The following is a 26,224-nucleotide window of genomic DNA, read 5'->3' as shown; positions in this document are numbered from 1 at the left end:
AGAATTTATGTTTACGAAGATTTACGGTACCGTCCGTTTTGAACGGATCTTAATAATTGAAAAGCCTGTTCTCCGGCAAGCTGCATAAACGTCTCCAGCATTTCATCACGCTTGATATCCAACTCGATAATTTCTTTTGCCAGTGAGACCGCTTTTTCTTCCTCCATGATTATCCTTCCTCCTCGTTTGTTCGTTACATAAAGGATAAAACGCGCTTGTATGTTACGCATTATTCTTGTTAATTTTTCTTCCGTATTTTTTCAAAAATCTTCTATTTGATGTTAGAAAATATGACAAGCGTCAGGTTTTTTCTCTTTGTTTTTTATATACTATTATCAAAAGACATCCAGGGGTGGAAAAATGACCACAGAAGATCATTCTTATAAAGACAAAAAAGTGATTTCAATCGGAATTGTGAGTGAATTGACAGGATTGTCCGTAAGACAGATCAGGTATTATGAGGAACGAAAACTCATTTACCCGCAGCGTTCTTCAAGGGGGACAAGAAAATACTCCTTTGCCGATGTGGAGCGGCTGATGGATATCGCCAATAAGCGTGAAGACGGTGTACAGACGGCAGAGATTTTAAAGGATATGCGCAAAAAAGAACAGATGTTAAAAAACGATCCGCAAGTGCGGAAAAAAATGCTGGAAGGGCAGCTTAATGCTCACTTTCGGTACAAAAACCGTTAAATGATAAAAGTCCGGCTCGCAGTTGAGACGGACTTTTTATATTTATAATGAGTGTATGAATGCAGTGGCAATGCCAAAGTAGATTAATAAAGATAAAATATCGTTTAACGTTGTAATCAGCGGTCCAGAAGCAATCGCCGGGTCTACTTTCAGTTTGTGCAAAATAATAGGGATAATCGTTCCTGACATCGTGCCGATGATTAAGGTTAAAAACAGTGAAGAAGCAACAACAAATCCCAAAAGCGCATTCCCCTGCCATATGATGGAGACAATCGCGATTAGCACAGAACAAACCGCTCCGATAAAAATACTTGTTCTGAACTCCCGGAAGATCAGGCGCACAATCGTTTTTTTGTTCATTTCTTCTTTAGACAAACCTCTGATGACAACCGCGAGAGATTGTGTTCCCGTATTTCCTGTCATCCCTGACACCATCGGCATGAAAAACGCAAGCGCGACAACCTGCTTCAGCGCATCCTCAAAATAGCTGATAATGCTTCCTGAAATCAGCCCGATAAACAAGAGTAAAATCAACCATGGCAGGCGCCGGTATGCCGCAACGTAAGCTTTTGTGTCAAAGGTGATGTCTTTACCGGAAGCGGCAAATTTTTCGTAATCCTCATCAGCTTCCCGAATGACGACGTCGATAATATCATCAACCGTTACAATGCCGACAAGCACGTTGTTTTCTTCTACAACCGGTATTGCCAAGAAATCGTAACGTTCAATCAGGCGGGCAACTTCTTCCTGGTCCTGAAGAGCATCTGCTGATATGACGCGGGTAAACATTAAATCCTGCACCTTTTCTTCAGGTTCACCCAGGATCAAATCGCGGTAGGAAAGAACCCCAACCAGCTGTTTGCTTTCATTAATAACATATAAGTAGTTGATCGATTCAGCGATTTCAGCGAAGCTTTTCAATTTGACGACCGCGTCTTTCACCGTGTAATGCTGAGGAATCCACACATACCGGTTTGTCATCATGCGTCCTGCTGAGTCAGCCGGATAATTCATCAAGAGCTGTACAGCTTTTGACTCTGACGCTTCCATGCTGGACAAAAGCTGCTCCTTCAGTTCTTCATCCATTTCTTCAAGCAATTGTGCGAGGTCATCGTTGTCCATTTTGTTCATCGCCAGTGTTGCTTTTGTTTTTCCGACTTTATTTAAGACGGCAAGCTGAAATTCGCGTTCCAGCTCCCCGATCATATCAGTGATATCGTCTACAGTTAAATAAGATAAATAGCGGGCGCGGTGTTTTTCCGGCATTTCTTTAAAAATAAACGCCATGTCATAGGGCTGAAGCTCATCAATAACGCTTCTGAAATCCCTGATTTTCCCGTCTCGCAATAAAATAATGATGCGTAAAATGAGTTCGTCATAGGTCATGTTTTGAACCATCGGGACTCGTACCTCCTCTACGGAGACGTGCCGGCCTCGCCAGAAGGTGCGGCAGTTCGTCTCCTCATCGTGTAATCAATTGCCTTGCTGTCATAGTATATGGGTACTTCTTCAGATTGACTCGAATGGGGAGAATCCATACTCCGCACCTCCTTTGATTGGGTTCGTTTTAAAGGCATAAAAAAAGCCTTCAGGATTGAAGGTGAAAGAAGCACGGCAAAAAAGCGTGCGGGCGCCTTCAATCGTTGAGCTTTAGCACTGTATGGCATAGGACAATCATCCAGCTGCATTAAAAATCACCTTATGTCGATGATTTCTGTTGACCCATTGGCGTCTTTGGACATTTTTGGGCAGCAGCGTATCTCCATACAGGAGCCTCACCTAACGAAGTTCCTAATTGAATTGACACACTGAGATTACAGAAAAAAACAAGCTGTGTCAACTCAAAAAAGTAATAAATGCGCTTACATCACAATTACGGAACAAAACAAGGGCCTAAGCCCTTATTCTGTTGTTTGTTTCTCGTCATCTTCAGAAAGCAAATGATACGTTTCATGAAGAAATAAAGCGTACTCTCCATCCTTCGTTGGATGAGGGACATATTCAGCCTGATTGATGTATTGCTCCTCTTTCTTTTCCATGTGTTTCGCCTCCTTTTCACTTAGATTGTCCAAAAGAAGGTTTCTTATCATGAAAAACCCCCGCTGCAGCGGGGGTTTGATTAGTCGTCTATCTCAGTTTTGATCATGCGTCCATCCTTTGCGGAAATTTCAAATTCTGTCTCAGTTCCTTGTTTCGTTTGGATTTCAATTTCATAGATGTAAACACCGTCATCTTCGTCCAGCTTACTTTCTGTTACGGTTCCATCTGTTCGCCTTAAAGCAATTTCTTCCGCTTCTTCTTTTGTTATGGCAACTTGTTCTGCTTTCTCCTTTAACGGGTCATTAAGCGCTTGTTTTGTATGAATATCTACATAAACGTCGTAGTCTTCACCCGCTTTTTCAATCTCCACTTCATAGACTTCTTTGCCATTGTAAAGCTCTCTGTCAATGTCTTCTACGTTGCCGTCAACAACTGTTTTGGCAATTGATTCTGCTTGTTGTTCAGTGAGTGCATCCGTCTTAGAAGAAGGCTGACTGTTTCCATTGTTTTCTTTGGCAAACGCGTTGTAGCTGAATCCTCCAGCCGCTAGGCACCCTGCTAAAAGCCCGACCATCCATCTTTTCTTGAGCATTTGTGAGTCCTCCTTTGTTTTGTATGAGTACAGTTTACACACTCAACATGAAAGGAAAACGAGAGCAAGATGAGAATTTGATGAGAAACCTTTAGTCTTCATAGACAATGTTAGCTACCTTTCCTGTGTAGGCATTGATCTTCACTGTCGCTTCTTTATCATCAGGAAGATCAACATCCACTTCAAAGATGAGAGTGCCCTCACTTTCTTCGAGATCTGCGTCATCCGCTGTCCCGCCCGTTTCTCGCTCTGCAATTGTTTTGGCTTCTTTTTTCGTAATCGGTGTTTTTTGTTGGTCTTTATTGCTGATTTGATCGGCAGACAAGACTGTTTTTGTCTGCATATCTACCTTCACTTCGTATGTTTTTCCGTCTTCTTTTTGAATGATATATGTGGCAACGCGATTCTTGTGTGTTCGTTTTTTGACCGTACCCGGCACCCGCTTAAGCGCGAGATGCTCGGCTTCTTTTTCTGTCATAACAGATGGATTCATCGCTTTTACTCTATTCATTGAAAGAATGTCAGCTGATGTTGCGTCAGCTTTTAGAAAATAAGTTCCCTTGGGATTTTCAAGGGTCATCTCATATGTTTTTTTATCCTTTGACTGTGTTGATTTCGTGACCTTTCCTTCATAAGAGGCTTCGACTTTTTTTATGACAGCCTCCTTTGACAATACGTCCTCGTGGGTTTGCCGAATGATGAGAAACGTACAGATGGTAACGGCTAAAACTGCTGCTGCAGCAAAAGATACTGCTTTTATTGGTTTGTTCATCGGCCTCCCCCATTCTGTTCGCTGAATTGCATGGTGACAGCTGTTCCTTGTCCCGGCTTGCTTTTGACAGATAGCTCAATGCCATGCTCATCGGCGATTTGCTTGGCAATGGAAAGGCCTAAACCCGTTCCGCCTGTTTTTCTGTTCCTTGCCTCATCTGCCCGGTAGAACCGTTCGAACAAATGCGGGATATGCTCCTCAGAGATTCCAATGCCTTCATCACTCACAGACAGAAACGGCCGTCCATCCTTCGTTCCGGCTGATATCACAATGGCTTTTTCACTATACTTTATGGCATTATCGAGCAAAATGGTCAGCAGCTGCTTGATGCGTTCTTCATCAGCTGTTACAGGCAGGCTCTCTTTATCTGTTTCGAGTAAAATGTCGCGCTGATAGACAGGCTGGAGCGTTTGCGTGACGGCGCGCGACACTTCAATCAAATCGATTGTTTTCAGATCAACCTCGAGTCCTTGATGGCTTTTGGCCAGCGCCAAAAGCTGATTGGTCAGTTTCTTCATATGCACCGCTTCTGAGTGAATGGCTTCTATCGACTCCTCAAGCACCTCCGGCTTTTTTGCCCCCCATCGCTTCATCAGGCTGCTGTAACTTTCTATAATGGTGAGCGGAGTTTTCAATTCGTGTGAAGCATCTTGAACGAATTGCTGCTGTTTATCATAGTGATCCTTCAGCATCATTGCCATTTCATTAAATGTCAGCCCCATTTGATACAATTCATCGTGCGACTGTCCTTCTAAAGAAATCGTTTTGAATGCTTTCTCTCGCTGTATGTCTTTCATGGTCATCATTAATCGTCTGATCGGATTGATAATACGGCGGGCGAGCAAGCTGCCGGCAAAAAAAGAAGCAATGCAGACAGCGGCACTTGCAGCGATTAAAATGATTTTCAACAGAAACAGACTCTCTTCTGTGTTCTCCAGCCTTTCCACCACCTGAAGAGAAACCACTTGTCCATCGGTCCAAATCACCGGAACAGCAGCCTCAGCAAACAGCTTGCCGTCATGTTTCCTCACATCTGCCGTTTCCCCGCTGTGAAAAGAGAGAGGAAAATCTTTATACGCTTTTTCTTTTGTGATCGTCATGGCGGCTTTTTGATCACCGTTCACTACACGCACCATGCCATTTGCCGGCAGGTAGGCCTGCAGCATGTCCTGCAAAGCCACTCCTTCTGTTTCAGCAGCATGCAGCGCTTCTGCCATGTTATCCGTCTCATCAGCAAGCCGGGCCGCATCCTTTGATGTCAGCGCAGACGAAAAAATGAGATATACTGCGGTATGAACCAAAATTAATAAAATTAACAGTGATATTGATGTGTACAGATGAATCTTGGTCTTCAGCTTCATCGTTTACCCCTTAATGGCATAGCCGACCCCGCGAATCGTATGGATCAGCTGTTTTTCGTAAGGATAGTCCAGTTTTTTTCTGATGTATCTTATGTAGACGTCTACGACATTTGTATCACCGATATAATCAAATCCCCATACCGCGCTTAGAATTTGCTCCCGTGTCAGCACTTGCTGCGGATGCTTTAGCATGTAGACGAGCAAATCAAATTCCCGCGGCGTTAATTCCACCTCTTTGTCTCCGCGTCTCACTTCACGGGTTTTTTCGTTCACCCGCAAATCGTCATATGTAAGAAAGGTGCCGATTTCTTCCGTTTTTGTTCCATTTTGGCGCAGCGCCGCCCTGATTCTCGCAAGTAATTCCTCGATTTCAAATGGCTTGGTGACATAGTCATTCGCACCGATATCCAGACCTGTTACCTTATCAGGAATGCTGTCTCGCGCCGTTAATAAAATGACCGGTGTCTGTTGATCCGTTTTTCTCAAGCGGCGCAGCACTTCCAGTCCGCTGAGCCCCGGCAGCATGACATCAAGAAGCACCAAGGAATACCCGCCTTCCGCGGCCGCATTCAGGCCTTCTGTTCCATTGTGTTTAATGGTCACGCCGTATCCTTCATATTCCAATTCAAGCTGCAGAACCCTGGCGATTTTTTCTTCATCTTCCACAATTAATATGTGTCCTTTGTCCAAATGTGATCATCCTCTCCTGTCCCTATATGAAAAAAATGATTTCGTTGTTTACAAAATGATTCTTATCATCTATTATGATGTCAAAATAAAAAATTGTATACGGAAAGCACTAGGGGTGCTGTTTTGGCTGAGATAAAACGCGGGAGAATCGCGTTTTGATCCCTTATGACCCGATCTGGATAATACCAGCGTGGGGAAGTGCAGGTTGACCGAATGGTGTATTTTTTTGTGCGCTTAATCGATCTATGACTGCATATTCCCTTAGGATATGCAGTTTTTTATTTTATCCAAAAAACAGGAGGCTTTTAGAAATGGAGCATATGTGCGGTACAAGCAGAATCGCCGGTTTTCGCTTCTCTTTATATCCGATGACGGATGATTTTATCAGTGTGATCAAGTCTGCGCTGAAAAAAACAGATACGTCCAAGGTTTGGACGAAAACCGACCATATCAGCACGGTGTTACGCGGATCGATTGATCATGTATTCGATGCCGCAAAAGCCATTTACCTTTATGCAGCAAACAGCGAGACACACATCGTCATGAGTGGCACGTTTTCCATTGGGTGCCCGGGCGACACTCAGGGAGATACATATCTTTCCAAAGACAATAAGCGTGTCAATGAAGATGCTGTCCGAGGCTTGAACGCGGAAGCGCCGTGCCAATTTGCGCTTTATCCAATGAATGAGCCGGATTATATGGGATTGATTATGAAGGCTGTCGACATCGCAAAAGCCCAAGGTACTTTTGTACAGGGTGTCCATTACGCGAGCGAGCTTGACGGGGATGCCCATGACGTATTCAGAACATTGGAAGCCGTTTTCCGCATGGCAGAGCAGCAAACAAACCACATCACCATGACTGTGAATCTTTCGGCTAACAGCCCATCAAGAAAAAACAGAAAGCAGGGATAACATGAAAAGCTGGAAAGTAAAAGAAATTGTCATCATGTCCGTTATCAGTATCGTATTTGCCGTTGTTTATTTATTATTTACACATTTCGGAAACGTGCTTGCAGGTATGTTTGGGCCAATTGCCTATGAACCGATTTACGGCATTTGGTTTATCGTTTCGGTCATCGCCGCATACATCATTCGAAAACCGGGTGCGGCGCTCGTTTCTGAAATCATTGCCGCTCTCGTTGAGTGCCTGCTGGGAAATCCGTCTGGCCCGATGGTCATCGTCATCGGCATTGTTCAAGGACTCGGGGCTGAAGCTGTATTCCTTGCAACACGCTGGAAAGCATACTCTCTCCCTGTCCTTATGCTGGCCGGGATGGGATCTTCAGTAGCCAGCTTTATCTACGATCTCTTTGTTTCTGGCTATGCAGCCTATTCATCAGGTTATCTGCTCATTATGCTTGTAATCCGTCTCATTTCCGGCGCGCTCTTGGCGGGGCTTCTCGGAAAAGCCGTCAGCGACTCTCTCGCTTATACAGGTGTGTTAAACGGAATGGCACTCGGAAAGGAACTGAAAAAGAAACGGAAGCGGGCGTCAGAACATGCAAGCCTTTGACGAGCTTCTGACAGTTGACCAGCTCAGCTTCTCTTATGAAGAAGACGAAAAACCGGTTTTTCAAAATATTTCGTTTGAGCTTCAAAAAGGAGAATGTGTTTTATTGCTAGGCCCCAGCGGGTGCGGTAAAAGCTCGCTCGCCCTATGTTTAAACGGTCTATATCCGCAAGCTTGCGACGGCATTCAGTCCGGACATGTCTTTCTATTTCAAAAGCCGGTCACAAACGCTGAAACCACCGAAACGATTGCTCAGCATGCCGGGGTCGTTTTTCAGGATCCTGATCAGCAGTTCTGCATGCTGACGGTGGAGGACGAAATCGCTTTCGGGCTGGAAAATCTGCAGATTCCAAAAGAAGAAATGACAGAGAAAATCAATGCCGTATTAGAAAAATTACGTATTACCCATTTAAAAGAAAAAACGATATCCATCCTTTCAGGAGGACAAAAGCAGAAAGTGGCTCTCGCCTGTATTTTGGCGATGGAGCCTGAGCTTATTATTTTAGATGAGCCGACTTCTCTTTTAGACCCTTTCTCAGCGCGGGAATTCGTTCATCTGATGAAAGATCTTCAGCGGGAAAAAGGTTTCAGCCTCCTCGTCATTGAGCATCAGCTTGATGAATGGGCGCCTTGGATTGAGAGGACGATCGTGCTCGATAAATCCGGCCAAAAAGCGCTGGATGGCCTGACGAAAGATCTATTTCAGCACGAAGCGGAGACACTAAAGAAATTGGGCATCGCAATTCCAAAGGTCTGCCATCTGCAGGAAAAGCTGAGTATGCCGTTTACTTTATCAAAAGAAACGCTGTTCAAAGAGCCCTTTCCTGCCGGGCGTGCTGAAAAGAAGCCAACTCCTTCTGGAAAGAGTGTGCTCGAAGTCCGCAGCCTTTCGTTCGCGAGAGGACAACAAACGATTTTCGAAGACATCAGCTTTTCATTGCGCGAAGGCTCTTTGACGGCGCTTGTCGGCCCGAACGGCACTGGAAAATCGACGCTCTTATCTGTTCTGGCCCGTCTTATGAAACCGCAAAGCGGCAAAATCCTTCTCTATGATCAGCAGCTGCAGCAATATAAAGAAAAAGAATTGCGTAAACGAATGGGATTTGTTTTTCAAAACCCTGAACACCAATTCGTCACCGATACGGTGTATGATGAGCTGCTGTTCGGCCAGAAGGTAAATGCTGAAACTGAGAAAAAAGCGCAACACCTGCTGAATCGTTTCGATCTTGCCCATTTGGCTGATCATCATCCGTTTGCGGTCAGCCAAGGGCAAAAACGGCGACTGAGCGTTGCTACCATGCTCATGCATGACGTAAAGGTTTTATTATTAGACGAACCAACCTTTGGCCAGGACGCCCGCACGGCGGCTGAATGTATGGAAATGATTCAGCGCATTAAGGCAGAGGGAACCGCTGTCCTCATGGTTACACACGATATGGAGCTAGTCTCTTCGTATGCTGACAGCGTGCTTGTGCTTCACAATACAGGCTTGGCCTTTGATGGATCTCCAGTGCAGTTGTTTTCTCAAGAAACAGGGCTTGCCCAAAAAGCAAAGCTCACCCTTCCCCTTCTATATGAATGGATGGCATATCAAGAGGAGGTGCGCGATGAAACAGCCGTTACATCTCATTAATCCAACCGTAAAAGCGGCGGCGGTTTTTTGTTGTGTCGTCATGCTGTCGTTTATTTACAACCCTTACACTCCGGCGTGTTTTTATATCATCATCGTTGCGGGTGTTCTATTGGCGGCCGGAATCCCATTGAAAAAATGGTTGTTGTTTACGATTCCGTTTTTGATTTTAGCATTCGGATGCGTATGGACAGCCGCCGTTTTCGGCAAGGTGCCGACAACACCGGATAATTTTTTGTTTCAAGCAGGCCCTATCTCCATTAACAGCGATAATATGTCTGTCGGCATCTCATTGGGCTTTCGTATTTTGTGCTTTTCCGCCTTATCGATGATGTTTGTTTTTACGACCGATCCGATTTTATTTATGCAGAGCCTTGTCCAGCAGTGCAAGCTCTCACCAAAGCTCGCGTACGGTGTCATTGCAGGCTTTCGCTTTCTTCCGCTGTTAAAGGATGAGGTCCAGCTGATCCAGCAGGCTCATAAAATCAGAGGAGGTGCGGCGGAGAGCGGCTTCATAAATAAAATCAGCGGGTTAAAACGATATACCATACCGCTATTGGCAAGCGCTATCAGAAAAGCAGAACGGACAGCGCTTGCGATGGAATCGAAAGGTTTTACAGGAAGCAGAAACCGGACATATTACAGGATGCTGTCCGTGAACCGGCGCGACTGGGTGTTCTTTTGCCTCGTTCTCTTATTATTCGCGGGATCTTTTCTCGTATCTTTATGTTTCGCATCATAAAAAAATCCGCTATCTGAGATAGCGGATTTTTTTATTGATGATAGTTTAATGCTTGGGCAAGATTGGTTTTAATGGTGATATTCGAAAAATCAATTCCCAGCTGTACAGCGGTTTGCGCAATCTCAGGCCTGATTCCTGACAGGGTTGACCGGACACCGATCAGATTAAGCGCCTCAATCAATTTAAAAATCTGGTGCGCAACCATCGTATCCACTACCACAACACCTGACAGATCGATTAACAGATGCTCCACGCGTCTTTTTGCACAAGCCTGAAGCGTGTTTTCCAGAATAAACTTAGCCCGTTCGGTATCGATGTCACCGACAAGCGGCAGCAGAGCTGTTGATTTGCTCAGGGTAATGATAGGTGAGCTTAATTCCAATATCATTTCTCTCTGGGCGTTTAATTGCTGCTTAGCATTCATTTCAGCGTGATCAACGAATGTATAAATGGTGAAATCAAATACTTTTACAATCAAATCAGCCCATTTTTGCTTCTCTCCCGGTTCAAATGCTGACTCATTTTCTTCTGCGAACTTCTCAAAATACTTCGTATATAATCTCCGGTTTCTCATAAACTCCCGAATGACATACTGAACCGGTGTGTCGAGATGCTTTTGATCGTTCGTCAGCTCAATGACCCATTCTTGAAATTCTTCGAGAAATTGTTTTTCCGGTAAAACATACATGTAATTCAGATGCCGGTAAAATTCTCTGTCCTGCTCTTTCAATTCTTCCGTTACTGTTGCATTATGTAGGGCGTAAAGCGAATTCGGATCACTTTCCTCCATCGTTTCTATCCATTCCTCGGCCATTTGCTCCACATGTTCTGAAAAAAACGCATATAATTTTTCATTCAGTTTCATCACACTGCTCCTTTCCCCAACATTATTATAACTTGACTGCCAGCTAAATCCCAGTCATACACGCTGAAGCCATCCAATATTTTGAAAATTACTAATTCTTTGGTGTGTATCCTATTTTTTCAAAATGCTTCAAATGGCTCTGTCCGATCGGTTGCTTTTTTCATATAATATGAGGCAACACCCTTGAATCCACTTGAAAGCATAAAAAAGGAGGGCTTTTTTATGAATGGTGAAATCCGCTTGATCCCGTATGTGACGAATGAGCAGATCATGGATGTAAACGAGCTTCCTGAGGGCATTAAAGTGATTAAGGCGCCAGAAATGTGGGCGAAAGGGGTAAAAGGCAAGAATGTAAAAATTGCTGTATTGGACACGGGATGCGACACGAGCCATCCAGATTTAAAAAGCCAAATCATTGGCGGAAAGAACTTCACGGATGATGACGGCGGCAAGGAAGATGCGATTTCCGACTACAACGGACACGGCACACACGTCGCCGGAACGATTGCAGCTAATGATTCAAACGGAGGCATTGCCGGAGTCGCGCCTGAGGCAAGCCTATTGATTGTGAAGGTTCTTGGCGGCGAGAACGGCAGCGGACAATACGAATGGATCATCAACGGCATTAACTACGCGGTGGAACAGAAAGTCGATATCATCTCAATGTCCCTTGGCGGACCAAGTGATGTGCCGGAGCTGGAAGAAGCCGTGAAAAACGCGGTCAAAAACGGAGTGCTTGTCGTGTGTGCAGCGGGAAATGAGGGTGACGGCGACGAACGCACAGAAGAGCTTTCCTACCCTGCGGCTTATAATGAAGTGATTGCAGTTGGATCTGTTTCTGTAGCGCGAGAATTATCAGAATTTTCTAACGCCAATAAAGAGATTGACCTTGTGGCACCAGGAGAAAACATCTTATCCACCCTTCCCAACAAGAAGTACGGTAAGCTTACCGGCACTTCAATGGCTGCCCCTCATGTCAGCGGTGCGCTTGCTTTAATCAAAAGCTATGAAGAAGAATCATTTCAAAGAAAGCTTTCAGAATCTGAAGTTTTCGCACAGCTAATCCGCAGGACACTTCCTCTTGATATTGCAAAAACGCTGGCAGGCAATGGATTCCTGTATTTAACAGCTCCTGATGAGCTCGCAGAAAAAGCAGAGCAATCACATTTGTTGACCCTATAAAATTATTTTTCTTATATAATAAGCCCCAAATCATGTAAATAAAATTTCAAATTCTATGTTGACAATGAATTTGAATTACTGTTAAGATTACCAACAAATGATTCAACTTTTCGAAAAATTAATAACATTTTCTCTTATCGAGAGTTGGGCGAGGGATTGGCCTTTTGACCCCAACAGCAACCGACCGTAATACCATTGTGAAATGGGGCGCACTGCTTTTCGCGCCGAGACTGATGTCTCATAAGGCACGGTGCTAATTCCATCAGATTGAATCTGAGAGATGAGAGAGGCAGTGTTTTACGTAGAAAAGCCTCTTTCTCTCATGGGAAAGAGGCTTTTTGTTGTGAGAAAACCTCTTAGCAGCCTGTATCCGCGGGTTAACGAGAGTGTTTTACATATAAAGGAGGAGAAACAATGACAACCATCAAAACATCGAATTTAGGATTTCCCAGAATCGGACTAAACCGAGAATGGAAAAAAGCACTTGAAGCGTATTGGAAAGGCAGTACTGATAAAGATACTTTTTTGAAGCAAATTGACGAACTATTTTTATCCGCAGTAAAAACACAAATTGACCAGCAGATTGATGTTGTGCCTGTTTCTGATTTCACACAGTATGATCATGTACTCGACACAGCCGTCAGCTTCAACTGGATTCCGAAACGGTTCAGACATTTGACTGACGCTACCGATACATACTTCGCTATCGCCCGCGGAATCAAAGACGCTGTATCCAGTGAAATGACAAAATGGTTTAATACAAATTACCATTACATCGTTCCGGAATATGACGAGAGCATTGAGTTCCGTCTGACAAGAAATAAACAGCTCGAAGATTATCGCCGCATCAAAGAGGCATACGGTGTTGAAACAAAGCCTGTGATTGTCGGCCCTTATACATTTGTTACGCTTGCTAAAGGCTATGAACCGTCTGAAGCAAAAGCGATCCAAAAACGCCTTGTGCCATTATATGTACAGCTTTTGAAGGAGCTTGAAGAAGAAGGCGTAAAATGGGTTCAAATTGATGAGCCGGCGCTCGTTACCGCTTCTAGCGAAGATGTCCGCGGCGCAAAAGAATTATTTGAAAGCATTACAAGTGAGCTTTCATCCTTGAATGTGCTTTTGCAGACGTATTTTGATTCTGTTGATGCTTATGAAGAGCTGATCTCTTACCCGGTTCAGGGAATCGGCCTTGATTTCGTTCACGATAAAGGCAGAAACCTGGAACAGCTTAAAACACATGGCTTTCCGACAGACAAAGTGCTGGCAGCCGGCGTTATCGACGGACGCAATATTTGGAAAGCAGATCTTGAAGAGCGTCTCGATGCCGTTCTTGATATTCTCAGCGTTGCAAAAGTTGATGAACTGTGGATTCAGCCTTCAAGCAGCCTGCTGCATGTTCCAGTAGCGAAACACCCCGATGAGCACTTGGAAACAGATCTATTGAACGGATTATCCTACGCAAAAGAAAAGCTGGCCGAGCTGACAGCTTTGAAAGAGGGATTAGTATCAGGAAAAGCGGCGATCAGCGAAGAGATTCAGCAGGCTAAGGCTGATATCCAGGCGCTTAAACAGTTTGCAACAGGCGCCAATTCTGAACAAAAGAAAGAGCTTGAGCAATTAACTGATAAAGACTTCAAGCGTCCTATTCCGTTTGAAGAACGTTTAGCCCTGCAAAATGAATCTCTCGGCCTTCCGCTTTTGCCGACGACAACGATCGGCAGCTTCCCGCAGTCTGCTGAAGTGCGGAGCGCGCGCCAAAAATGGCGGAAAGCTGAGTGGTCCGATGAACAGTATCAAAACTTTATCAATGCGGAAACAAAAAGATGGATTGATATTCAAGAAGAATTAGAGCTTGATGTCCTTGTTCACGGCGAATTTGAACGGACAGACATGGTCGAATACTTCGGTGAAAAGCTGGCCGGTTTCGCCTTCACTAAATACGCTTGGGTTCAATCATACGGATCACGCTGTGTACGCCCGCCAGTCATTTACGGAGATGTTGAATTTATTGAACCGATGACAGTGAAAGACACAGTCTATGCACAGTCATTGACTTCCAAGCATGTGAAAGGGATGCTGACGGGACCTGTTACAATCTTAAACTGGTCTTTCCCTCGAAACGACATTTCGAGAAAAGAAATCGCCTTCCAAATCGGGCTTGCCCTTCGTAAAGAAGTTAAAGCGCTGGAAGACGCAGGCATTCAAATCATTCAGGTCGATGAACCAGCGCTGCGTGAAGGCCTTCCATTGAAAACCCGCGATTGGGATGAGTATTTGACTTGGGCGGCAGAAGCATTCAGATTAACCACTTCTTCCGTGAAAAACGAGACGCAGATTCATACACATATGTGCTACAGCAACTTCGAAGATATCGTTGATACGATCAATGATCTTGATGCTGATGTGATTACAATCGAACATAGCAGAAGCCACGGAGGATTTTTAGATTACTTAAAAGATCACCCATATTTGAAAGGGCTTGGCCTTGGTGTATATGACATTCACAGCCCTCGTGTGCCGTCAACTGAAGAAATGTACAACATTATTGTTGAGGCGCTTGCCGTCTGTCCGACTGACCGCTTCTGGGTAAATCCGGACTGCGGATTGAAAACAAGACAGCAGGAAGAAACGGTTGCCGCATTGAAAAACATGGTTGAAGCCGCAAAACAGGCGAGAGCACAGCAGACACAGCTAGTATAATTTTTCAAAAACCATCTGCATTTAGCAGGTGGTTTTTTCTATAATACAGCCACAATCGGTTTCTCATTTTAGCAAATCCCCCAAATACTTTGTTTATTTTGCACTTTTTTAAGAATGTTCTTTGCATTCTTTTCGGCTATACTAATAACACTCTATTGACAGGAGGGATTGGGATGAATCATGAAACGTTCTTAAAACGGGCTGTCACTCTCGCATGTGAAGGGGTGAATGCAGGTATCGGCGGGCCTTTTGGAGCTGTTATCGTGAAAGACGGAGCCATTATTGCAGAGGGCCAGAACAACGTCACAACAAACAATGATCCGACTGCCCACGCGGAAGTTACAGCTATTCGGAACGCCTGTAAGGTGTTAGGGGCATACCAGCTTGATGACTGCATTTTGTATACGAGCTGTGAACCATGCCCAATGTGCTTGGGCGCCATCTACTGGGCCCGGCCGAAAGCCGTTTTCTATGCAGCGGAGCATACAGACGCCGCCGAAGCTGGGTTTGATGATTCATTCATTTATGAAGAATTTGATAAACCCGCTGAAGAAAGAACAATTCCCTTTTATCAAGTGACTCTGACAGAGCATTTAGCCCCGTTTCAAGCATGGCGAGATCTTGCCAACAAGAAAGAATATTAAAAGGATCAGGCATGCACGGCCTGATTCTTGTTATTTCGCCAAGTAGCCGCTATGCCCCAAAACAGCAGTCAAATTCGCGCAATTCAGCACGGCAGACATCGCACCAGCCGCCCGCTTCACCTGTAACTTTTCAGGCTTCAAACGCTGTGATCGCTTCTCTGACATTTTATCAATCATCTGTGCCCCACCCCTATCCCGTTCCGCGTCAATTCATCATGCATAAGTCTGAATCCATTTATAAGACATGTTTCAGACCTCGAGAAAAATCACGCCCACTCTGTTTGCTTCCACACAAAAAACATCCTGAGAGTCTCAGGATGCCGGTTATTATTTTAATTCTAGTTTCACATCAACATTTCCTCTGGTTGCCTTGGAGTAAGGGCAGAATTCATGAGCGGCGTTGACAAGCTCTTGTGCCTTTTCCCGGTCTAAATCTTTCGTGTTCACAACAAGTGTGACACCGATTTTAAAGCCGCCGTCGCTCTCATCCTTCATGAGGCTGACCTGCCCTTCAATCTCCGAATCAATTTCGATATTTTGCTCTTTGGCCACATGTTCGAGCGCGCCGCCAAAGCATGCAGCATACCCTGCCGCAAAGAGCTGTTCCGGATTGGTGCCGGTTTGTCCTTCTTTTTTCGCGTTTGGCATCACAATATCAAAATCAAGAACACCGTCATCTGATGTAATATGTCCTGCCCGTCCGCCTCGCGCGGTTACTTTTGCTGTAAATAATGCCATTTGTATTCAGCCTCCTTATTTATATCTAGTTGTTATATTTCCCTTTCTGATCTTTTTAAACATGCTATGTTTGCCGAGAATAGGAAAAGTGAAGTTTTTCAGATACAATAGAATCGAATGACAAAAAGAGTTGGTGAACAAAATGGAAAATAAATTTGATCATATGAAATTGGAGAATCAGCTTTGTTTTTTGCTATATGCGAGTTCGCGGGAAATGACAAAGCAATACAAGCCGCTGCTTGATAAGCTGAATGTAACATACCCTCAATATTTGGCTTTGCTTTTGTTATGGGAACATGAAACGCTTACTGTCAAAAAAATGGGCGAGCTGCTGTATTTAGATTCAGGGACACTTACTCCAATGCTTAAACGAATGGAACAACAGGGTTTGATTACGAGAAAAAGATCTGAAGAGGATGAGCGATCCGTGTTGGTCAGCCTGACAGAGGACGGGGCGTTATTAAAAGAAAAAGCGGTTGACATTCCAGAGACGATTCTAGGGCTCTCAAAGCTATCTGGAGAGGATCTCAAACAGTTAAAGTCCGCTCTATATACATTGTTGGAAACACTTCATTAAAAAAATTGAGGATGCCCTGTGCGGGGCATCCTCTTTTTATTTATTCAACAACTTCAAGCGTCACTTCAATATTTCCGGAGGTTGCTTTTGAATACGGGCAGACGCCGTGCGCTTTTTTCACAAGCGCCTCCAATTCTGATGCACTGACTCCTTCTCCTTTTACCTGCAGCGTCACACCCAGCTTATAGCCCTGGTCCGCTTCATCCTTTAACAGGCTGACATTCGCTGTAACCTCTGTCTCTACTTTTACCCGTTCTGTTCTTGCGACAAGCTGCAATGCACTGTCAAAGCAAGCTGCATAACCCGCTGCAAAGAGCTGCTCTGGATTTGTCGCTTTTTCTAATTTCTTTGCTCTTGGTGTTCCCGGCATTGCGACATCAAGCTCAAGAACGCGGTCTGATGAAATGACCTTTCCTTCTCTTCCTCCTACCGCTGAAACAGTTGCTGTAAATAATGGCTGACTCATTTTTTTATCCCCCTAATATATTTTGTACAACTAAATTGTACACAATCTATTTTGCGATGTCAATTTTTTGCCGCACAAAAAAGCTTATCCCGTAACGAGATAAGCTTCTGTATCAAATATTTCCCCGCTATTCGCGGATTTGCCCAGTTCCTTTAATGATGTATTTTGTAGAAGTCAGTGCAGGAAGCCCCATCGGTCCTCTTGCATGAAGCTTTTGCGTGCTGATGCCGATTTCGGCTCCATAGCCGAATTCAAAGCCGTCGGTAAAGCGGGTTGACGCGTTATGATAGACAGCGGCAGCATCGACAGCCGTTTGAAAATATGCCGCGTTTTTGTCATTTTCAGTTAAAATCGCTTCAGAATGATTGGTGCCGTATTGTTGGATATGCTTCACAGCTTCTTGGACGTTTTCAACCGTCTTTACACTGAGGACAGGCGCTAAAAATTCGGTTTCCCAATCTTCTTTTGATGCTTGTTTGCTTGAAGGATGAAGTTCACACACCAATTCATCACCCCGAATTTCAACTCCCGCGTTTTCCAGCTGGTCCAGCAATTCTTTCCCGTGCTGTCTTGCCCAAGCCTTGTGAATCAGCAATGATTCAATCGCGTTGCATACGGAAGGGCGTTGCGTTTTGGCATTTACGACAACCTTTTTTGCCATTTGCGGTTTGGCTGTTTCGTCAATGAATATGTGGCAGTTTCCTGCTCCCGTTTCTAATACAGGAACTGTTGATTCTCTCACAACGAGATCAATCAGTTTCTTGCCTCCGCGCGGAATCAATACGTCTAAGCCATCATTTAACGTAAAGAGATCTTTTGCTGTCTCTCTGCTCGTATCCTCAATCAGCTGCACAGCGTGAATCGGAAGCGCTGATTGCTCAAGTGCTCTGTGAATGACACTGACGAGCGCTATGTTGCTGTGGATGGCTGAGGAGCTCCCCCGCAGAACAACCGCGTTCCCTGTCTTTAGGCAAAGGGTAGCCGCATCGACTGTGACGTTTGGCCTCGCCTCATAAATCATTCCTACGACACCGAGCGGCACACGGATTTTTTCAATAAACAGGCCGTTTTCTTTTTCAATCGTTTCAAGAGAGTCGCCGACCGGGTCCGCTAAGTCGATTAAGAGCTCCACCGCGTCCGCGATATCGCGTATACGTTTCTCATCCAGCGTGAGACGGTCAATGATGTCCGGTGTTAAACCATTCTCTTTTCCATTCTCAATGTCTTTTGCATTCTCCGCCAAGAGAAAATCCAGTTCTTTACGGAGTCCGTTTGCAATGAGACTGAGCGCCTCATCCTTCTCGACTGTTGTTTTCATGATCATTTCAGCTGCTGCTTCTTTCGCCTGCTTCGCTTTTACAGAAACTTCACTCATTTTTCCGCCTCCTAGTCTTTTACATTGACCCAGTCATTCCTATGAATAACCTCAAACGTTTTCTCAAAATCAAGTTCGTCACTTCGTTTGCCTTTGGCCTCCATAATCTCCTCGGAGGAGTAATGAGTTTGGCCTTTGCCGATCACGCCGCCCGGTCCCCTGACTTCCACAACCGCCCCTTTCGGAAAACTTCCGTTAACGCCCACAACGCCAGCGGGCAGCAGACTGCTTCCGTTATGGACCATCGCCTCTTCGGCACCCGCATCAATGATGATTTCTCCAGATATCGGAGAATGGAACTGAATCCACTGCCTCGTGTTGTTAACCGAAGATAGTTCTTTGTCTCCGATATAAGTGCCGTCTCCCCTCCCGTCCAAAATGTCCGCAAGTTTTTGCGCCCCGTTGCCTGTTCCAATGAACACTTTCACTCCCAGAGACAGCGCGGTTTGTGCGGCTAACAGCTTTGATTTCATTCCGCCGGTGCCGACCTTTGATCCGGCTGATCCTGCATATCCAAGCATTTCAGGCGTGATCTCCGGCAAATAATCAAATCGTTTCGCCTCAGGATTTTCATTCGGATTGGCATCATACAGTCCGTTGATGTCGGTGAGAATCATAAGCTGGTCTGCGTGAATTAATCCGCTGACTAATGCAGAAAGCATATCATTATCTCCGAAAGTCAATTCTTCAACAGATGTAGAATCGTTCTCGTTGATAATCGGAATGACGCCCCGTTCTAATAATTCCATTATCGTAGCATATGCGTTTCGATACCGTTCTCTTTTCGAAAAATCATTTCTCGTTAAAAGGATTTGTCCCGGAGTCAATGAGTATTGTTTAAATTGATTCATATATTGCTGCATTAACAGTGTTTGTCCGACCGCGGCTGCCGCCTGTTTTCCTTTGATGGTAACGGGGCGGGACGGATAACCGAGGCTTGAAAACCCCGCCGCTACGGCTCCCGAGGTAATCAGGATCATTTCATGCCCCGCTTTTTTCAACACGGAAATGGCCTGAACATGCTCTCTGATTTTTGCCTCATCAATGCTCCCTTTGCTATTCGTGAGCGAACTGCTTCCTATTTTCACTACTATTCTTTGTTTTTTCATTTATTCTCCTCCGCGGCTCTTCTACAATAAAAAAACCCATTTCATCCTGATTCATAAGGACGAAATGGGTTTCCGTGGTACCACCTTGATTGAACGCGCTTGTGCACGCTCCGCTCTCCTGTAACGCCAGGTTATGCGCCTAGGTTTTCCCCCTAAGACTCCAAGGCAGGTTCGGCAGGTTTCATGCGGCAAAATGTTTCAGCGGGTCATTTTGCTCTCTGTCACAGAAAGGTCTGCTTACTAATCCTCTTCAACGCTCAATGATTTTTTTATATTATGCAAAGAAAAGAGACACTTGTCAAGGTTTTTTGTGATCAAAAATAGCCCGCATTGCGCGGGCATTTTGCGGTCTAGTTAAAGACGATTGTTTTATTTTCATGAACGATGACGCGGTCTTCCAAATGCCATTTCACAGCACGGGCAAGCACGCTGCGCTCAATTGTTCTTCCAATGTTTTTCAACGCTTCCGCATTATCGCGGTGGTCTACGCGCTCAATATCCTGTTCAATGATTGGCCCTTCATCAAGATCGTTTGTCACATAGTGAGATGTCGCACCGATCAGTTTCACGCCGCGCTCGTAGGCCCGTTTGTACGGATTCGCACCGATAAAAGCAGGCAGGAATGAGTGGTGGATATTGATGATGCGATTCGGATGAGCCGAAACAAAATCAGGAGTTAGAATCTGCATATAGCGTGCGAGCACGATTACATCAATATCGTACTGCTCCAGCAGTTCAAGCTGCTTTTTTTCGACTTCCGCTCTGATGTCTTTGTTCGCTTTCATATAGTGGAATGGAATGTTCAGGCGCTCAACCAGCTCTCTCGCTTCCTCATGGTTACTGATGACAACAGCGATCTCAGCCATAAGGTTGCCGGTTTGCCATTCCCAAATCAGCTCATGCAGGCAGTGAAGCTCCTTTGAAACAAAGATGGCGACGCGCTTAAGCTCGCTTGCCAATGTTAAGCTCCAGGTCATGTCGAATTTTTCCGCAACAGAGGCAAACGCCGCTTGAAGGGATTCTTTTTTCTCACGAATGCCCGCACAGTCGAATTCGATTCTCAGAAAGAACCGTCCGCCTTCAGGGTCTGTCGTATATTGATTTGATTCGATAATATTAGCGCCGTGTTCAAATAAAAACGCGGAAACCGCGGAGACGATCCCCGGCTGATCGGGACAGCTGACCAAAAGGCGCCCTTTATCCTCATTTCCGTCACGGTAATCGTCCATCCGCTGAGTCATATATGATTTCATGAATAATCCCTCTTATCTTTGTAAGTCTAAACTATTTATCCATTATACTGAAGATTTGATAAAAATCAATTTATGACAAAATTTTTAAACCAACCGCTGAGCATAAAATCAACGCGATAAAGAAGATCCGTTTGGCGTCTTTCTGCTCCTTGTAAAAGAGGATGCCGACAAGCGCCCCGCCGGCGGTGCCAATCCCTGTCCAGACCGCGTAAGCCGTTCCCATCGGAATGGTTTCCATTGCGTAAGACAGCAAGGAAAATGAAGCGGCAAAACCAACAATGATCAACAGCACCCATTTCACGCTTTTTTCCTTCGCATATTGATTCATAAGGGCCACGCCGGCCATTTCTAAACAGCCCGCGCACAGTAAACTGATCCAGTGCAGCATTATGCCCCGCCTCCTTTTTCCTCTGTCTCATCCTGTGTCACAAGCTTCAATCCAATGACACCGATTAAGAGCACGCCAATTAACAATAGCTTCGGCCATCCAATTGGTTCATGAAACAGAATAATTTCACTAAGTACCGTTCCCGCTGTGCCGAGTCCGGTAAAGACGGCGTATACGGTACCGACAGGCAGACTATGAGTTGCTTTTATTAGAAGATAAAAGCTGAATATGATGCCGATGGCAGTGCCGCTCCATGTTAAGGCTGAGTCAGCGTGCTTTAAGCCTATCACCCAAACAACCTCGAAAACAGCGGCAAGCACGACCAATCCCCATTTCATTTGAGTCATTCCTTTCTATCTATTAAGATTCTCCCAAAACAAAAAAACCCCGGACAGTCGTCTCACATGAGATTGACTCTCCCGGGCTTTTTTCCCTCCGTGTGCATACGCGCTTCTATTTACGCGTATGTGTTTTCTCTCGGACCAGTCCATGTCCATTGACATGCGGAACCCTAGAAAACTTTACATGATATCATGATACTAAACTCAGCTCTATCTTTCAATTGTAAGATTTTCTTTCATAAACAGCGATCGGTTTATTCCATTTTCTGATCGTTTTGCTGTAATGCATGCCGATTTTCTCCGCTACCCGTATGGACGCTTTGTTACCCGGATCAATCAAAGCCGCCATTTTGCCGAACTGCCGCTCGTTAAAGCCATAGTCCAGACAGGCCTGAGCCGCTTCTTGCGCATAGCCGTTCCCCCAGTGGCGGCGGGCAAACATATAGCCAATTTCCATTACTGTTTGATTTTCGATCTGCTGTGGTACGATGCCGCATTGTCCCAAAAAATCCCCTGTCCGCTTATCTTCGGCGACCCACAGACTGACGCCGTACCCTTTTTCATGTCGTTTGTTCCAATTGATCCACTCGCGGGTTTGCCTCTTATCTTTTAAACCGGAGTAATATTTCATGACGTCAGGATCGTTAAAAAGTTCAAACAAATAGGCTTGATCCCGATCTTCCATACAGCGCAAACGAATTCGATCGGTTACAAGCTTCGTTTTAGCGCTCATATTTCGCCACATCCTGCTTCCATTCTTTTTTGAGGGCTTCAATATGTGCTTGATGATAGCGGCTATGATCTGACATATGCCAAATGCCCCACCGTATGGTCGCGGTGTCACCATCGTAAGAAAGAGGCTGATGCAAATCATTTTCAGTTAAGGTGTAACAAACCGATTTCAGCTCGTTTACCACATGCTGATGTCTTTTCAGGAGTTCATCTAATCCGGGTTGATTCTTCGGTTCAGGCAGCTGTACGTTTTGATCTGTCATCGGGCCGTATGCCTGTTCAATATGATTCGGTATCCGATTTCCCTTGATCCGCCAGACCCTTCTGATATCAACATTTGCGATATGGTGCAAAAGCTGAGCCGTGCTGTTTTTTGTTTGGCAGCGCCCCTTATAGTAAAGTTCACTGTGCGTCATGTGGCTTACGATGGAAGCCAGACGGAGACTGTTTTCTTCCACTGCGGAATATAGCAGACTGACCGTTGGTGCCATATCGTTTCTTATGAATAAGTCCTTCATGTTCAGCTCCCCTCCTAACTAGGTACATTTGACACCAAACAAAAATTCCCTTTAAAAAAGAAAAAAGCTCTCATTACAATAGAGAGCCATCTTAATTGTTATTTCCCGGTTTATATAAATAAGGATCATGCTGGGGTTCATTCGAGGTATTTAAATCAAGGGATATATCGCCGCGCGCATTCATCGTGCCAAGGGTGATTGAAGACAGCAATTTCGGGCTGTACCCTTTTTCCTCAAGCTTCTCAAACAGCCAGGATCGGTTTTTTTGGAGATATTTCAAATTATGATCAAGGATTTCGCCGTCCAGTATGAGCGGAATCGGGATAAAATTCCGTTCAGCTTTCATATTCAAATCCCGCACCTGCACCGCTCTCGCTTCCTCTTTTGGAATAACGCTTACTTCTCCCGTTTCTTCAATGATGGCAAGATCAATGTCAGCCGGATCGGCATAGCCCTTTTCCCTCAGCTTTCCGAGCAGTTCATTAACAGTCAGCCTTTCTTTACGGAGGCCGCGTTCATCAATATCCCCGTTTCGGATTAAGACAGTTGGGCTCACGACCAGGAGCCATCGCCATTTATTAGATAAAGAGAGCTTGCTCATTATTAGATAAAGCACCAAAAAAGCGCCCGCATAATAAATTGACATCGGCAGCTTGGATGTTAGGATCGGCTCACTGATGATGGTTCCGATTGCGAAGGTCAAAAGCAGATCAAAATTGTTCATTTGTGACACAGCTTTTTTACCGGCAAGCCGAAACAAAATATATGCAATCGAAAATACGATAACTGGCTTCAGTAAAAATACCCATACCATCCATAACACCGGTCTTTACCTCCATCCGCTGGTCATATTGAGCCTATTGTGCCCCGTGGCAGACCCTCTATGCATGCCTTTTGTCCAATAGAAAGTGACACCGATTGGAGGCGCAATATGAAATATCAGAAGACGAATTCCCATTGGCCCTGCGATCTGCCATCGGCTCCCCAGCCCGCGAGCTATCAGCAACAGCAAACACTTGACAGGCTGGTCGGTTTAGAGCTAAGGATGGAGCAGCAGAGCGATTGAGGTAAACAATGAATAGCTGAGAACAATGCTAGAACAGCAAAACCGTGTATGCACATACGGTGGCGGGTCAGTGATTGTCCGGATGTAAACGGCGCTTGTCCGCCTTCTTCTCTCTCAATAAAAAACTCTTCTCTGAAAGGAGAAGAGTTTCGTGTTTAAACGGACTGTGCCAAACTTAATTGCGGGCCGAATAGCTCGTAATGGATAGACTCCGGCGCTGATCCAAGCTCTGATACAAGCTTATGCATTCCCGTAATAAACGACGGTGAACCGCAAATATAGTAATCCGCATCTGTGTTGGCAATCAGTTCTTTGAGGAATTGCTGATCAATCTGCCCTTCATGAAATTGAAGATCACCTGCACGGTCTTCCTCTGTCGGCTCGCGATACACAAATGCTGTTTTAACAGCAGAATGTTTTGCGGCTTCTTCTACCTCATGGCGCAATGCGTGATATTCACTGTTTTTCGCTGCATGAATGAACAGAATTTGCCGTTCAGGCTGTTTGGAAACAGATGTTTTCAACATGCTGATCATTGGTGTAATGCCAACTCCGGCACTGATCAAAACGAGATCTTTCTGTGATGCAGGATTTAAAACAAAGTCCCCTGCCGGTGCGCTGATCTCTATTGAATCTCCTTCCTGAAGCCCATCATGTAGATAGGAAGACACGACACCATCTTTTTTTACTGAAATTCGATAATAGTCTTTTCCCGGCATATCAGACAGGCTGTACTGGCGGATATGCGTATATTCAGAATCAGGAATCCGAACTTTTAGGCTGATGTACTGCCCCGCTTGGAATTCAGGTAACGGCTTGCCGTCTTCTGATTTCAAATAGAAGGATGTAATTTCTTTGCTTTCCCGCTCTTTTTTCGCGATGACGAACGGCTTATACTCCTTCCAGCCGCCGGCTTGCTCTTCCGCCTGTTCATACATTTCTTTTTCAATTCCGATGAACGCGTCAGCAATTACTCCGTACGCTTTCTCCCATGCCTGCATAATGTCAGGGGTTGCAGCATCTCCCAATACATCTTTAATGGCAATCAGCAAATATTTACCGACGATCGGGTAGTGTTCCGGCTTAATTCCAATACTGCGGTGCTTGTGGCCGATTTGTTTGACAACCGGAATAATATTTCCTAACTGATCAATATTTGCCGCAGCTGCAATAACGGCATTTGCCAATGCAGTTCGCTGTGTTTTTTTCTTTTGGTTTGTTTGGTTAAAAATGTTCAAAAGCTCTGGATGGTCTTGAAACATCCGATCGTAAAAACGGCCAGTGATTGTTTCTCCATGCTGTTGCAATACGGGTACAGTGCTTTTAATAATTTCGATTGTTTTGTTATCTAACATTGTATAAACAATCCTTTCAAAAAGATGTATTTAGAATATATCTTTAAAATACATGATCTTACGAATGAAAGATATATCTAAAATGAATCTTTAATAAAGTTGTCACAAAATTATCAATTTAACATGACATTTGTTGCTTTTTTATAGAATCCCCTAGCAAAAACGGACTAACCATTGTAATAATCACCATTGAAAAGTACAAAAAAAACCCAAAACAACTTATGTTTTGGGTTTAACGTTCACCAAGGCTTATCAGTCCCAAGCGCATTTGCAAGCGCCTGGCTGTGTTTCTTGCGGTTCTTTCGTTCATTAGCGCGCTGTACAGCTGTATTATGCAGCATGATTTCTTCTTCTGTTTCCGGTACAACTCTCGGTACAGGCACCGGCTTGCCATTTGAATCTAATGCGACAAATGTTAAAAAGGATGTGGCAGCGAGTTCCCGTTCGCCAGTCATCAAATGCTCCTTAATAACTTTCACAAATACTTCCATGGAAGATGTGCCGACCCATGTCACATACGACTCTAGGCAGACAGAATCCTTTTGCCCGATCGGTTTTAAAAAATCTACAGAATCCATTGAAGCTGTTACGGTTTCACGTCTGCAATGGCGCGCCGCAGAAATAGAGGCAATGTCATCGATGTAGCTCATTAATTTTCCGCCAAACAGCGTATTATGGTTGTTCGTATCGAGCGGGAACACCCTGCTGGTTTTTACAACCTTTGACTCTTTACAAAATCTTGTTTCCGGTGTTTCCATACCTTTCTCCCCTTTGATGTCTGATCTTTTAGCTAAATGCACTTATATTCTCCTATTAAACAATATTCTCTTCCATTTGTCTAAAATTTAAAATGGTTTAATGATTTTCATGATGAGGGAAT

31 protein-coding genes, 1 pseudogene and 4 riboswitches are annotated in these 26,224 nt (G+C 44.7%); of the genes and pseudogenes, 10 read left to right on the top strand and 22 right to left on the bottom strand.

What is annotated here, in order from left to right; translation table 11 throughout:
* Window positions 1–11 precede the first annotated feature (11 nt).
* Window positions 12–167, bottom strand: coding sequence for a hypothetical protein (locus tag C1T29_RS08160; protein WP_052438165.1), 156 nt, complete (start codon window positions 165–167; stop codon window positions 12–14).
* 193 nt (window positions 168–360) lie between these two features.
* Here C1T29_RS08160 and tnrA point away from each other — a divergent pair, with 193 nt between their 5' ends.
* Window positions 361–693, top strand: a complete 333-nt coding sequence (gene tnrA / locus C1T29_RS08155) for a MerR family transcriptional regulator (protein WP_003232541.1) — start codon at window positions 361–363, stop codon at window positions 691–693.
* Between the two features lie 42 nt (window positions 694–735).
* Here tnrA and mgtE read toward each other — a convergent pair whose 3' ends face one another.
* The 7 genes from mgtE to ykoG all read right to left on the bottom strand — a co-directional run bounded on the left by mgtE (window position 736) and on the right by ykoG (window position 6,148).
* On the bottom strand, window positions 736–2,091 hold the full coding sequence (gene mgtE, locus C1T29_RS08150; protein ID WP_014663717.1) for a magnesium transporter: 1,356 nt from the start codon (window positions 2,089–2,091) through the stop codon (window positions 736–738).
* A 17-nt stretch (window positions 2,092–2,108) separates the two neighbouring features.
* Window positions 2,109–2,231 (bottom strand): hypothetical protein, encoded by a 123-nt coding sequence (locus tag C1T29_RS24975; protein ID WP_071580598.1) that lies wholly within the window; start codon window positions 2,229–2,231, stop codon window positions 2,109–2,111.
* 90 nt (window positions 2,232–2,321) lie between these two features.
* Window positions 2,322–2,487: riboswitch (M-box (ykoK) riboswitch) on the bottom strand.
* Window positions 2,488–2,594: 107 nt separating this feature from the next.
* Window positions 2,595–2,732: a transcriptional regulator SplA domain-containing protein gene (locus tag C1T29_RS08145; protein WP_071580597.1), complete on the bottom strand. Its 138-nt coding sequence runs from the start codon at window positions 2,730–2,732 to the stop codon at window positions 2,595–2,597.
* A gap of 80 nt (window positions 2,733–2,812) precedes the next feature.
* Window positions 2,813–3,325: a PepSY domain-containing protein gene (locus C1T29_RS08140; protein WP_071580596.1), complete on the bottom strand. Its 513-nt coding sequence runs from the start codon at window positions 3,323–3,325 to the stop codon at window positions 2,813–2,815.
* A gap of 91 nt (window positions 3,326–3,416) precedes the next feature.
* Window positions 3,417–4,097 (bottom strand): PepSY domain-containing protein, encoded by a 681-nt coding sequence (locus C1T29_RS08135; protein ID WP_103748853.1) that lies wholly within the window; start codon window positions 4,095–4,097, stop codon window positions 3,417–3,419.
* A complete protein-coding gene (gene ykoH / locus C1T29_RS08130; RefSeq protein WP_103748854.1) occupies window positions 4,094–5,458 on the bottom strand; it encodes a two-component system sensor histidine kinase YkoH in 1,365 nt (454 codons plus the stop codon). Before ykoH ends, C1T29_RS08135 begins: the two co-directional genes overlap by 4 nt.
* Window positions 5,459–5,461: 3 nt before the next feature.
* A complete protein-coding gene (gene ykoG / locus C1T29_RS08125; protein ID WP_071580593.1) occupies window positions 5,462–6,148 on the bottom strand; it encodes a two-component system response regulator YkoG in 687 nt (228 codons plus the stop codon).
* 101 nt (window positions 6,149–6,249) lie between these two features.
* Window positions 6,250–6,362, top strand: a riboswitch (TPP riboswitch).
* A 97-nt stretch (window positions 6,363–6,459) separates the two neighbouring features.
* Here ykoG and thiU point away from each other — a divergent pair.
* Genes thiU through thiX form a run of 4 tightly spaced genes read left to right on the top strand, consistent with a single transcriptional unit; the run spans window position 6,460 to window position 10,032 of the window.
* Window positions 6,460–7,062 (top strand): HMP/thiamine ABC transporter substrate-binding protein ThiU, encoded by a 603-nt coding sequence (gene thiU / locus C1T29_RS08120; RefSeq protein WP_071580592.1) that lies wholly within the window; start codon window positions 6,460–6,462, stop codon window positions 7,060–7,062.
* A gap of 1 nt (window position 7,063) precedes the next feature.
* Window positions 7,064–7,663 carry an ECF transporter S component gene (locus tag C1T29_RS08115; RefSeq protein ID WP_014663711.1) on the top strand — a complete coding sequence of 200 codons (600 nt, stop codon included), beginning with the start codon at window positions 7,064–7,066 and terminating at the stop codon, window positions 7,661–7,663.
* Window positions 7,650–9,293, top strand: coding sequence for an ABC transporter ATP-binding protein (locus C1T29_RS08110; protein ID WP_071580591.1), 1,644 nt, complete (start codon window positions 7,650–7,652; stop codon window positions 9,291–9,293). Before C1T29_RS08115 ends, C1T29_RS08110 begins: the two co-directional genes overlap by 14 nt.
* On the top strand, window positions 9,268–10,032 hold the full coding sequence (thiX, locus tag C1T29_RS08105; protein ID WP_071580590.1) for an HMP/thiamine ABC transporter permease ThiX: 765 nt from the start codon (window positions 9,268–9,270) through the stop codon (window positions 10,030–10,032). Before C1T29_RS08110 ends, thiX begins: the two co-directional genes overlap by 26 nt.
* Window positions 10,033–10,063: 31 nt before the next feature.
* Here the strand turns inward: thiX and rsbRB are convergent, their stop codons facing one another.
* Window positions 10,064–10,897, bottom strand: a complete 834-nt coding sequence (gene rsbRB, locus C1T29_RS08100; RefSeq protein WP_014663708.1) for an RsbT co-antagonist RsbRB — start codon at window positions 10,895–10,897, stop codon at window positions 10,064–10,066.
* Between the two features lie 222 nt (window positions 10,898–11,119).
* Here rsbRB and isp point away from each other — a divergent pair, with 222 nt between their 5' ends.
* The 3 genes from isp (at window position 11,120) to guaD (ending at window position 15,426) form a co-directional block, all read left to right on the top strand.
* Window positions 11,120–12,079, top strand: a complete 960-nt coding sequence (gene isp, locus C1T29_RS08095) for a serine protease Isp (protein ID WP_014663706.1) — start codon at window positions 11,120–11,122, stop codon at window positions 12,077–12,079.
* A gap of 131 nt (window positions 12,080–12,210) precedes the next feature.
* Window positions 12,211–12,366, top strand: a riboswitch (SAM riboswitch).
* Between the two features lie 127 nt (window positions 12,367–12,493).
* Window positions 12,494–14,782, top strand: a complete 2,289-nt coding sequence (gene metE / locus C1T29_RS08090) for a 5-methyltetrahydropteroyltriglutamate--homocysteine S-methyltransferase (RefSeq protein ID WP_014663704.1) — start codon at window positions 12,494–12,496, stop codon at window positions 14,780–14,782.
* Window positions 14,783–14,955: 173 nt separating this feature from the next.
* Window positions 14,956–15,426, top strand: a complete 471-nt coding sequence (guaD, locus tag C1T29_RS08085; RefSeq protein WP_103748855.1) for a guanine deaminase — start codon at window positions 14,956–14,958, stop codon at window positions 15,424–15,426.
* Between the two features lie 30 nt (window positions 15,427–15,456).
* On the opposite strand, the gene C1T29_RS08080 is transcribed toward guaD, so the two are convergent.
* A complete protein-coding gene (locus C1T29_RS08080; protein ID WP_168780727.1) occupies window positions 15,457–15,603 on the bottom strand; it encodes a hypothetical protein in 147 nt (48 codons plus the stop codon).
* Window positions 15,604–15,753: 150 nt separating this feature from the next.
* Window positions 15,754–16,164 carry an organic hydroperoxide resistance protein OhrB gene (locus C1T29_RS08075; protein WP_003232570.1) on the bottom strand — a complete coding sequence of 137 codons (411 nt, stop codon included), beginning with the start codon at window positions 16,162–16,164 and terminating at the stop codon, window positions 15,754–15,756.
* A 142-nt stretch (window positions 16,165–16,306) separates the two neighbouring features.
* Between C1T29_RS08075 and ohrR the strand changes: the two genes are divergently transcribed.
* Window positions 16,307–16,741, top strand: a complete 435-nt coding sequence (gene ohrR, locus C1T29_RS08070) for an organic hydroperoxide resistance transcriptional regulator OhrR (RefSeq protein WP_014663699.1) — start codon at window positions 16,307–16,309, stop codon at window positions 16,739–16,741.
* 40 nt (window positions 16,742–16,781) lie between these two features.
* Here ohrR and C1T29_RS08065 read toward each other — a convergent pair whose 3' ends face one another.
* The 9 genes from C1T29_RS08065 to C1T29_RS08025 all read right to left on the bottom strand — a co-directional run bounded on the left by C1T29_RS08065 (window position 16,782) and on the right by C1T29_RS08025 (window position 23,746).
* Window positions 16,782–17,207, bottom strand: a complete 426-nt coding sequence (locus C1T29_RS08065) for an organic hydroperoxide resistance protein (RefSeq protein WP_014663698.1) — start codon at window positions 17,205–17,207, stop codon at window positions 16,782–16,784.
* Window positions 17,208–17,334: 127 nt separating this feature from the next.
* Complete coding sequence (gene proA, locus C1T29_RS08060) at window positions 17,335–18,582, bottom strand: glutamate-5-semialdehyde dehydrogenase (protein ID WP_103748856.1); 1,248 nt, start codon at window positions 18,580–18,582, stop codon at window positions 17,335–17,337.
* A gap of 11 nt (window positions 18,583–18,593) precedes the next feature.
* Window positions 18,594–19,691 carry a glutamate 5-kinase gene (gene proB, locus C1T29_RS08055; protein WP_103748857.1) on the bottom strand — a complete coding sequence of 366 codons (1,098 nt, stop codon included), beginning with the start codon at window positions 19,689–19,691 and terminating at the stop codon, window positions 18,594–18,596.
* Window positions 19,692–20,041: 350 nt separating this feature from the next.
* On the bottom strand, window positions 20,042–20,944 hold the full coding sequence (purU, locus tag C1T29_RS08050) for a formyltetrahydrofolate deformylase (protein WP_014663695.1): 903 nt from the start codon (window positions 20,942–20,944) through the stop codon (window positions 20,042–20,044).
* A gap of 70 nt (window positions 20,945–21,014) precedes the next feature.
* The gene (ykkD, locus tag C1T29_RS08045; RefSeq protein WP_014476583.1) at window positions 21,015–21,332 is read right to left on the bottom strand and encodes a multidrug efflux SMR transporter subunit YkkD; all 318 of its coding nucleotides are present in this window, start codon (window positions 21,330–21,332) and stop codon (window positions 21,015–21,017) included.
* Window positions 21,332–21,670, bottom strand: a complete 339-nt coding sequence (gene ykkC / locus C1T29_RS08040) for a multidrug efflux SMR transporter subunit YkkC (RefSeq protein WP_014663694.1) — start codon at window positions 21,668–21,670, stop codon at window positions 21,332–21,334. Before ykkC ends, ykkD begins: the two co-directional genes overlap by 1 nt.
* 76 nt (window positions 21,671–21,746) lie before the next feature.
* Window positions 21,747–21,858, bottom strand: a riboswitch (guanidine-I (ykkC/yxkD leader).
* A 32-nt stretch (window positions 21,859–21,890) separates the two neighbouring features.
* On the bottom strand, window positions 21,891–22,406 hold the full coding sequence (locus C1T29_RS08035; protein WP_103748858.1) for a GNAT family N-acetyltransferase: 516 nt from the start codon (window positions 22,404–22,406) through the stop codon (window positions 21,891–21,893).
* Window positions 22,396–22,923 (bottom strand): DinB family protein, encoded by a 528-nt coding sequence (locus tag C1T29_RS08030; RefSeq protein WP_103748859.1) that lies wholly within the window; start codon window positions 22,921–22,923, stop codon window positions 22,396–22,398. The genes C1T29_RS08035 and C1T29_RS08030 overlap by 11 nt, the downstream gene beginning before the upstream one ends.
* Before the next feature lie 91 nt (window positions 22,924–23,014).
* Complete coding sequence (locus tag C1T29_RS08025) at window positions 23,015–23,746, bottom strand: DUF421 domain-containing protein (protein ID WP_040083340.1); 732 nt, start codon at window positions 23,744–23,746, stop codon at window positions 23,015–23,017.
* Window positions 23,747–23,854: 108 nt separating this feature from the next.
* Here C1T29_RS08025 and C1T29_RS24745 point away from each other — a divergent pair.
* A pseudogene (locus C1T29_RS24745) lies at window positions 23,855–24,077 on the top strand (hypothetical protein).
* 67 nt (window positions 24,078–24,144) lie between these two features.
* Here the strand turns inward: C1T29_RS24745 and hmpA are convergent.
* Window positions 24,145–25,356 (bottom strand): NO-inducible flavohemoprotein, encoded by a 1,212-nt coding sequence (gene hmpA, locus C1T29_RS08020; RefSeq protein WP_331281204.1) that lies wholly within the window; start codon window positions 25,354–25,356, stop codon window positions 24,145–24,147.
* A 227-nt stretch (window positions 25,357–25,583) separates the two neighbouring features.
* The gene (locus tag C1T29_RS08015; RefSeq protein ID WP_003232595.1) at window positions 25,584–26,102 is read right to left on the bottom strand and encodes an acyl-CoA thioesterase; all 519 of its coding nucleotides are present in this window, start codon (window positions 26,100–26,102) and stop codon (window positions 25,584–25,586) included.
* Window positions 26,103–26,224 lie beyond the last annotated feature (122 nt).

The organism is Bacillus sp. MBGLi79 (assembly GCF_002953915.1).
This window is presented reverse-complemented; position numbering and strand designations above follow the sequence as displayed.

What these genes read in the sequence shown, in the direction of transcription:
- proA (WP_103748856.1), bottom strand. Translation starts at nt 18,582, where the DNA reads ATGAGTGAAGTTTCTGTAAAAGCGAAGCAGGCGAAAGAAGCAGCAGCT.
- ykkD (WP_014476583.1), bottom strand. Translation starts at nt 21,332, where the DNA reads ATGCTGCACTGGATCAGTTTACTGTGCGCGGGCTGTTTAGAAATGGCC.
- ohrR (WP_014663699.1), top strand. Translation starts at nt 16,307, where the DNA reads ATGGAAAATAAATTTGATCATATGAAATTGGAGAATCAGCTTTGTTTT.
- tnrA (WP_003232541.1), top strand. Translation starts at nt 361, where the DNA reads ATGACCACAGAAGATCATTCTTATAAAGACAAAAAAGTGATTTCAATC.
- C1T29_RS08035 (WP_103748858.1), bottom strand. Translation starts at nt 22,406, where the DNA reads ATGAGCGCTAAAACGAAGCTTGTAACCGATCGAATTCGTTTGCGCTGT.
- purU (WP_014663695.1), bottom strand. Translation starts at nt 20,944, where the DNA reads ATGAAATCATATATGACTCAGCGGATGGACGATTACCGTGACGGAAAT.
- C1T29_RS08135 (WP_103748853.1), bottom strand. Translation starts at nt 4,097, where the DNA reads ATGAACAAACCAATAAAAGCAGTATCTTTTGCTGCAGCAGCAGTTTTA.
- C1T29_RS08080 (WP_168780727.1), bottom strand. Translation starts at nt 15,603, where the DNA reads ATGATTGATAAAATGTCAGAGAAGCGATCACAGCGTTTGAAGCCTGAA.
- C1T29_RS08075 (WP_003232570.1), bottom strand. Translation starts at nt 16,164, where the DNA reads ATGGCATTATTTACAGCAAAAGTAACCGCGCGAGGCGGACGGGCAGGA.
- C1T29_RS08030 (WP_103748859.1), bottom strand. Translation starts at nt 22,923, where the DNA reads ATGAAGGACTTATTCATAAGAAACGATATGGCACCAACGGTCAGTCTG.
- mgtE (WP_014663717.1), bottom strand. Translation starts at nt 2,091, where the DNA reads ATGGTTCAAAACATGACCTATGACGAACTCATTTTACGCATCATTATT.
- C1T29_RS08115 (WP_014663711.1), top strand. Translation starts at nt 7,064, where the DNA reads ATGAAAAGCTGGAAAGTAAAAGAAATTGTCATCATGTCCGTTATCAGT.
- guaD (WP_103748855.1), top strand. Translation starts at nt 14,956, where the DNA reads ATGAATCATGAAACGTTCTTAAAACGGGCTGTCACTCTCGCATGTGAA.
- C1T29_RS24975 (WP_071580598.1), bottom strand. Translation starts at nt 2,231, where the DNA reads ATGGATTCTCCCCATTCGAGTCAATCTGAAGAAGTACCCATATACTAT.
- ykkC (WP_014663694.1), bottom strand. Translation starts at nt 21,670, where the DNA reads ATGAAATGGGGATTGGTCGTGCTTGCCGCTGTTTTCGAGGTTGTTTGG.
- thiU (WP_071580592.1), top strand. Translation starts at nt 6,460, where the DNA reads ATGGAGCATATGTGCGGTACAAGCAGAATCGCCGGTTTTCGCTTCTCT.
- metE (WP_014663704.1), top strand. Translation starts at nt 12,494, where the DNA reads ATGACAACCATCAAAACATCGAATTTAGGATTTCCCAGAATCGGACTA.
- C1T29_RS08160 (WP_052438165.1), bottom strand. Translation starts at nt 167, where the DNA reads ATGGAGGAAGAAAAAGCGGTCTCACTGGCAAAAGAAATTATCGAGTTG.
- C1T29_RS08140 (WP_071580596.1), bottom strand. Translation starts at nt 3,325, where the DNA reads ATGCTCAAGAAAAGATGGATGGTCGGGCTTTTAGCAGGGTGCCTAGCG.
- ykoH (WP_103748854.1), bottom strand. Translation starts at nt 5,458, where the DNA reads ATGAAGCTGAAGACCAAGATTCATCTGTACACATCAATATCACTGTTA.
- rsbRB (WP_014663708.1), bottom strand. Translation starts at nt 10,897, where the DNA reads ATGAAACTGAATGAAAAATTATATGCGTTTTTTTCAGAACATGTGGAG.
- C1T29_RS08065 (WP_014663698.1), bottom strand. Translation starts at nt 17,207, where the DNA reads ATGAGTCAGCCATTATTTACAGCAACTGTTTCAGCGGTAGGAGGAAGA.
- thiX (WP_071580590.1), top strand. Translation starts at nt 9,268, where the DNA reads ATGAAACAGCCGTTACATCTCATTAATCCAACCGTAAAAGCGGCGGCG.
- C1T29_RS08015 (WP_003232595.1), bottom strand. Translation starts at nt 26,102, where the DNA reads ATGGAAACACCGGAAACAAGATTTTGTAAAGAGTCAAAGGTTGTAAAA.
- C1T29_RS08110 (WP_071580591.1), top strand. Translation starts at nt 7,650, where the DNA reads ATGCAAGCCTTTGACGAGCTTCTGACAGTTGACCAGCTCAGCTTCTCT.
- isp (WP_014663706.1), top strand. Translation starts at nt 11,120, where the DNA reads ATGAATGGTGAAATCCGCTTGATCCCGTATGTGACGAATGAGCAGATC.
- C1T29_RS08145 (WP_071580597.1), bottom strand. Translation starts at nt 2,732, where the DNA reads ATGGAAAAGAAAGAGGAGCAATACATCAATCAGGCTGAATATGTCCCT.
- proB (WP_103748857.1), bottom strand. Translation starts at nt 19,691, where the DNA reads ATGAAAAAACAAAGAATAGTAGTGAAAATAGGAAGCAGTTCGCTCACG.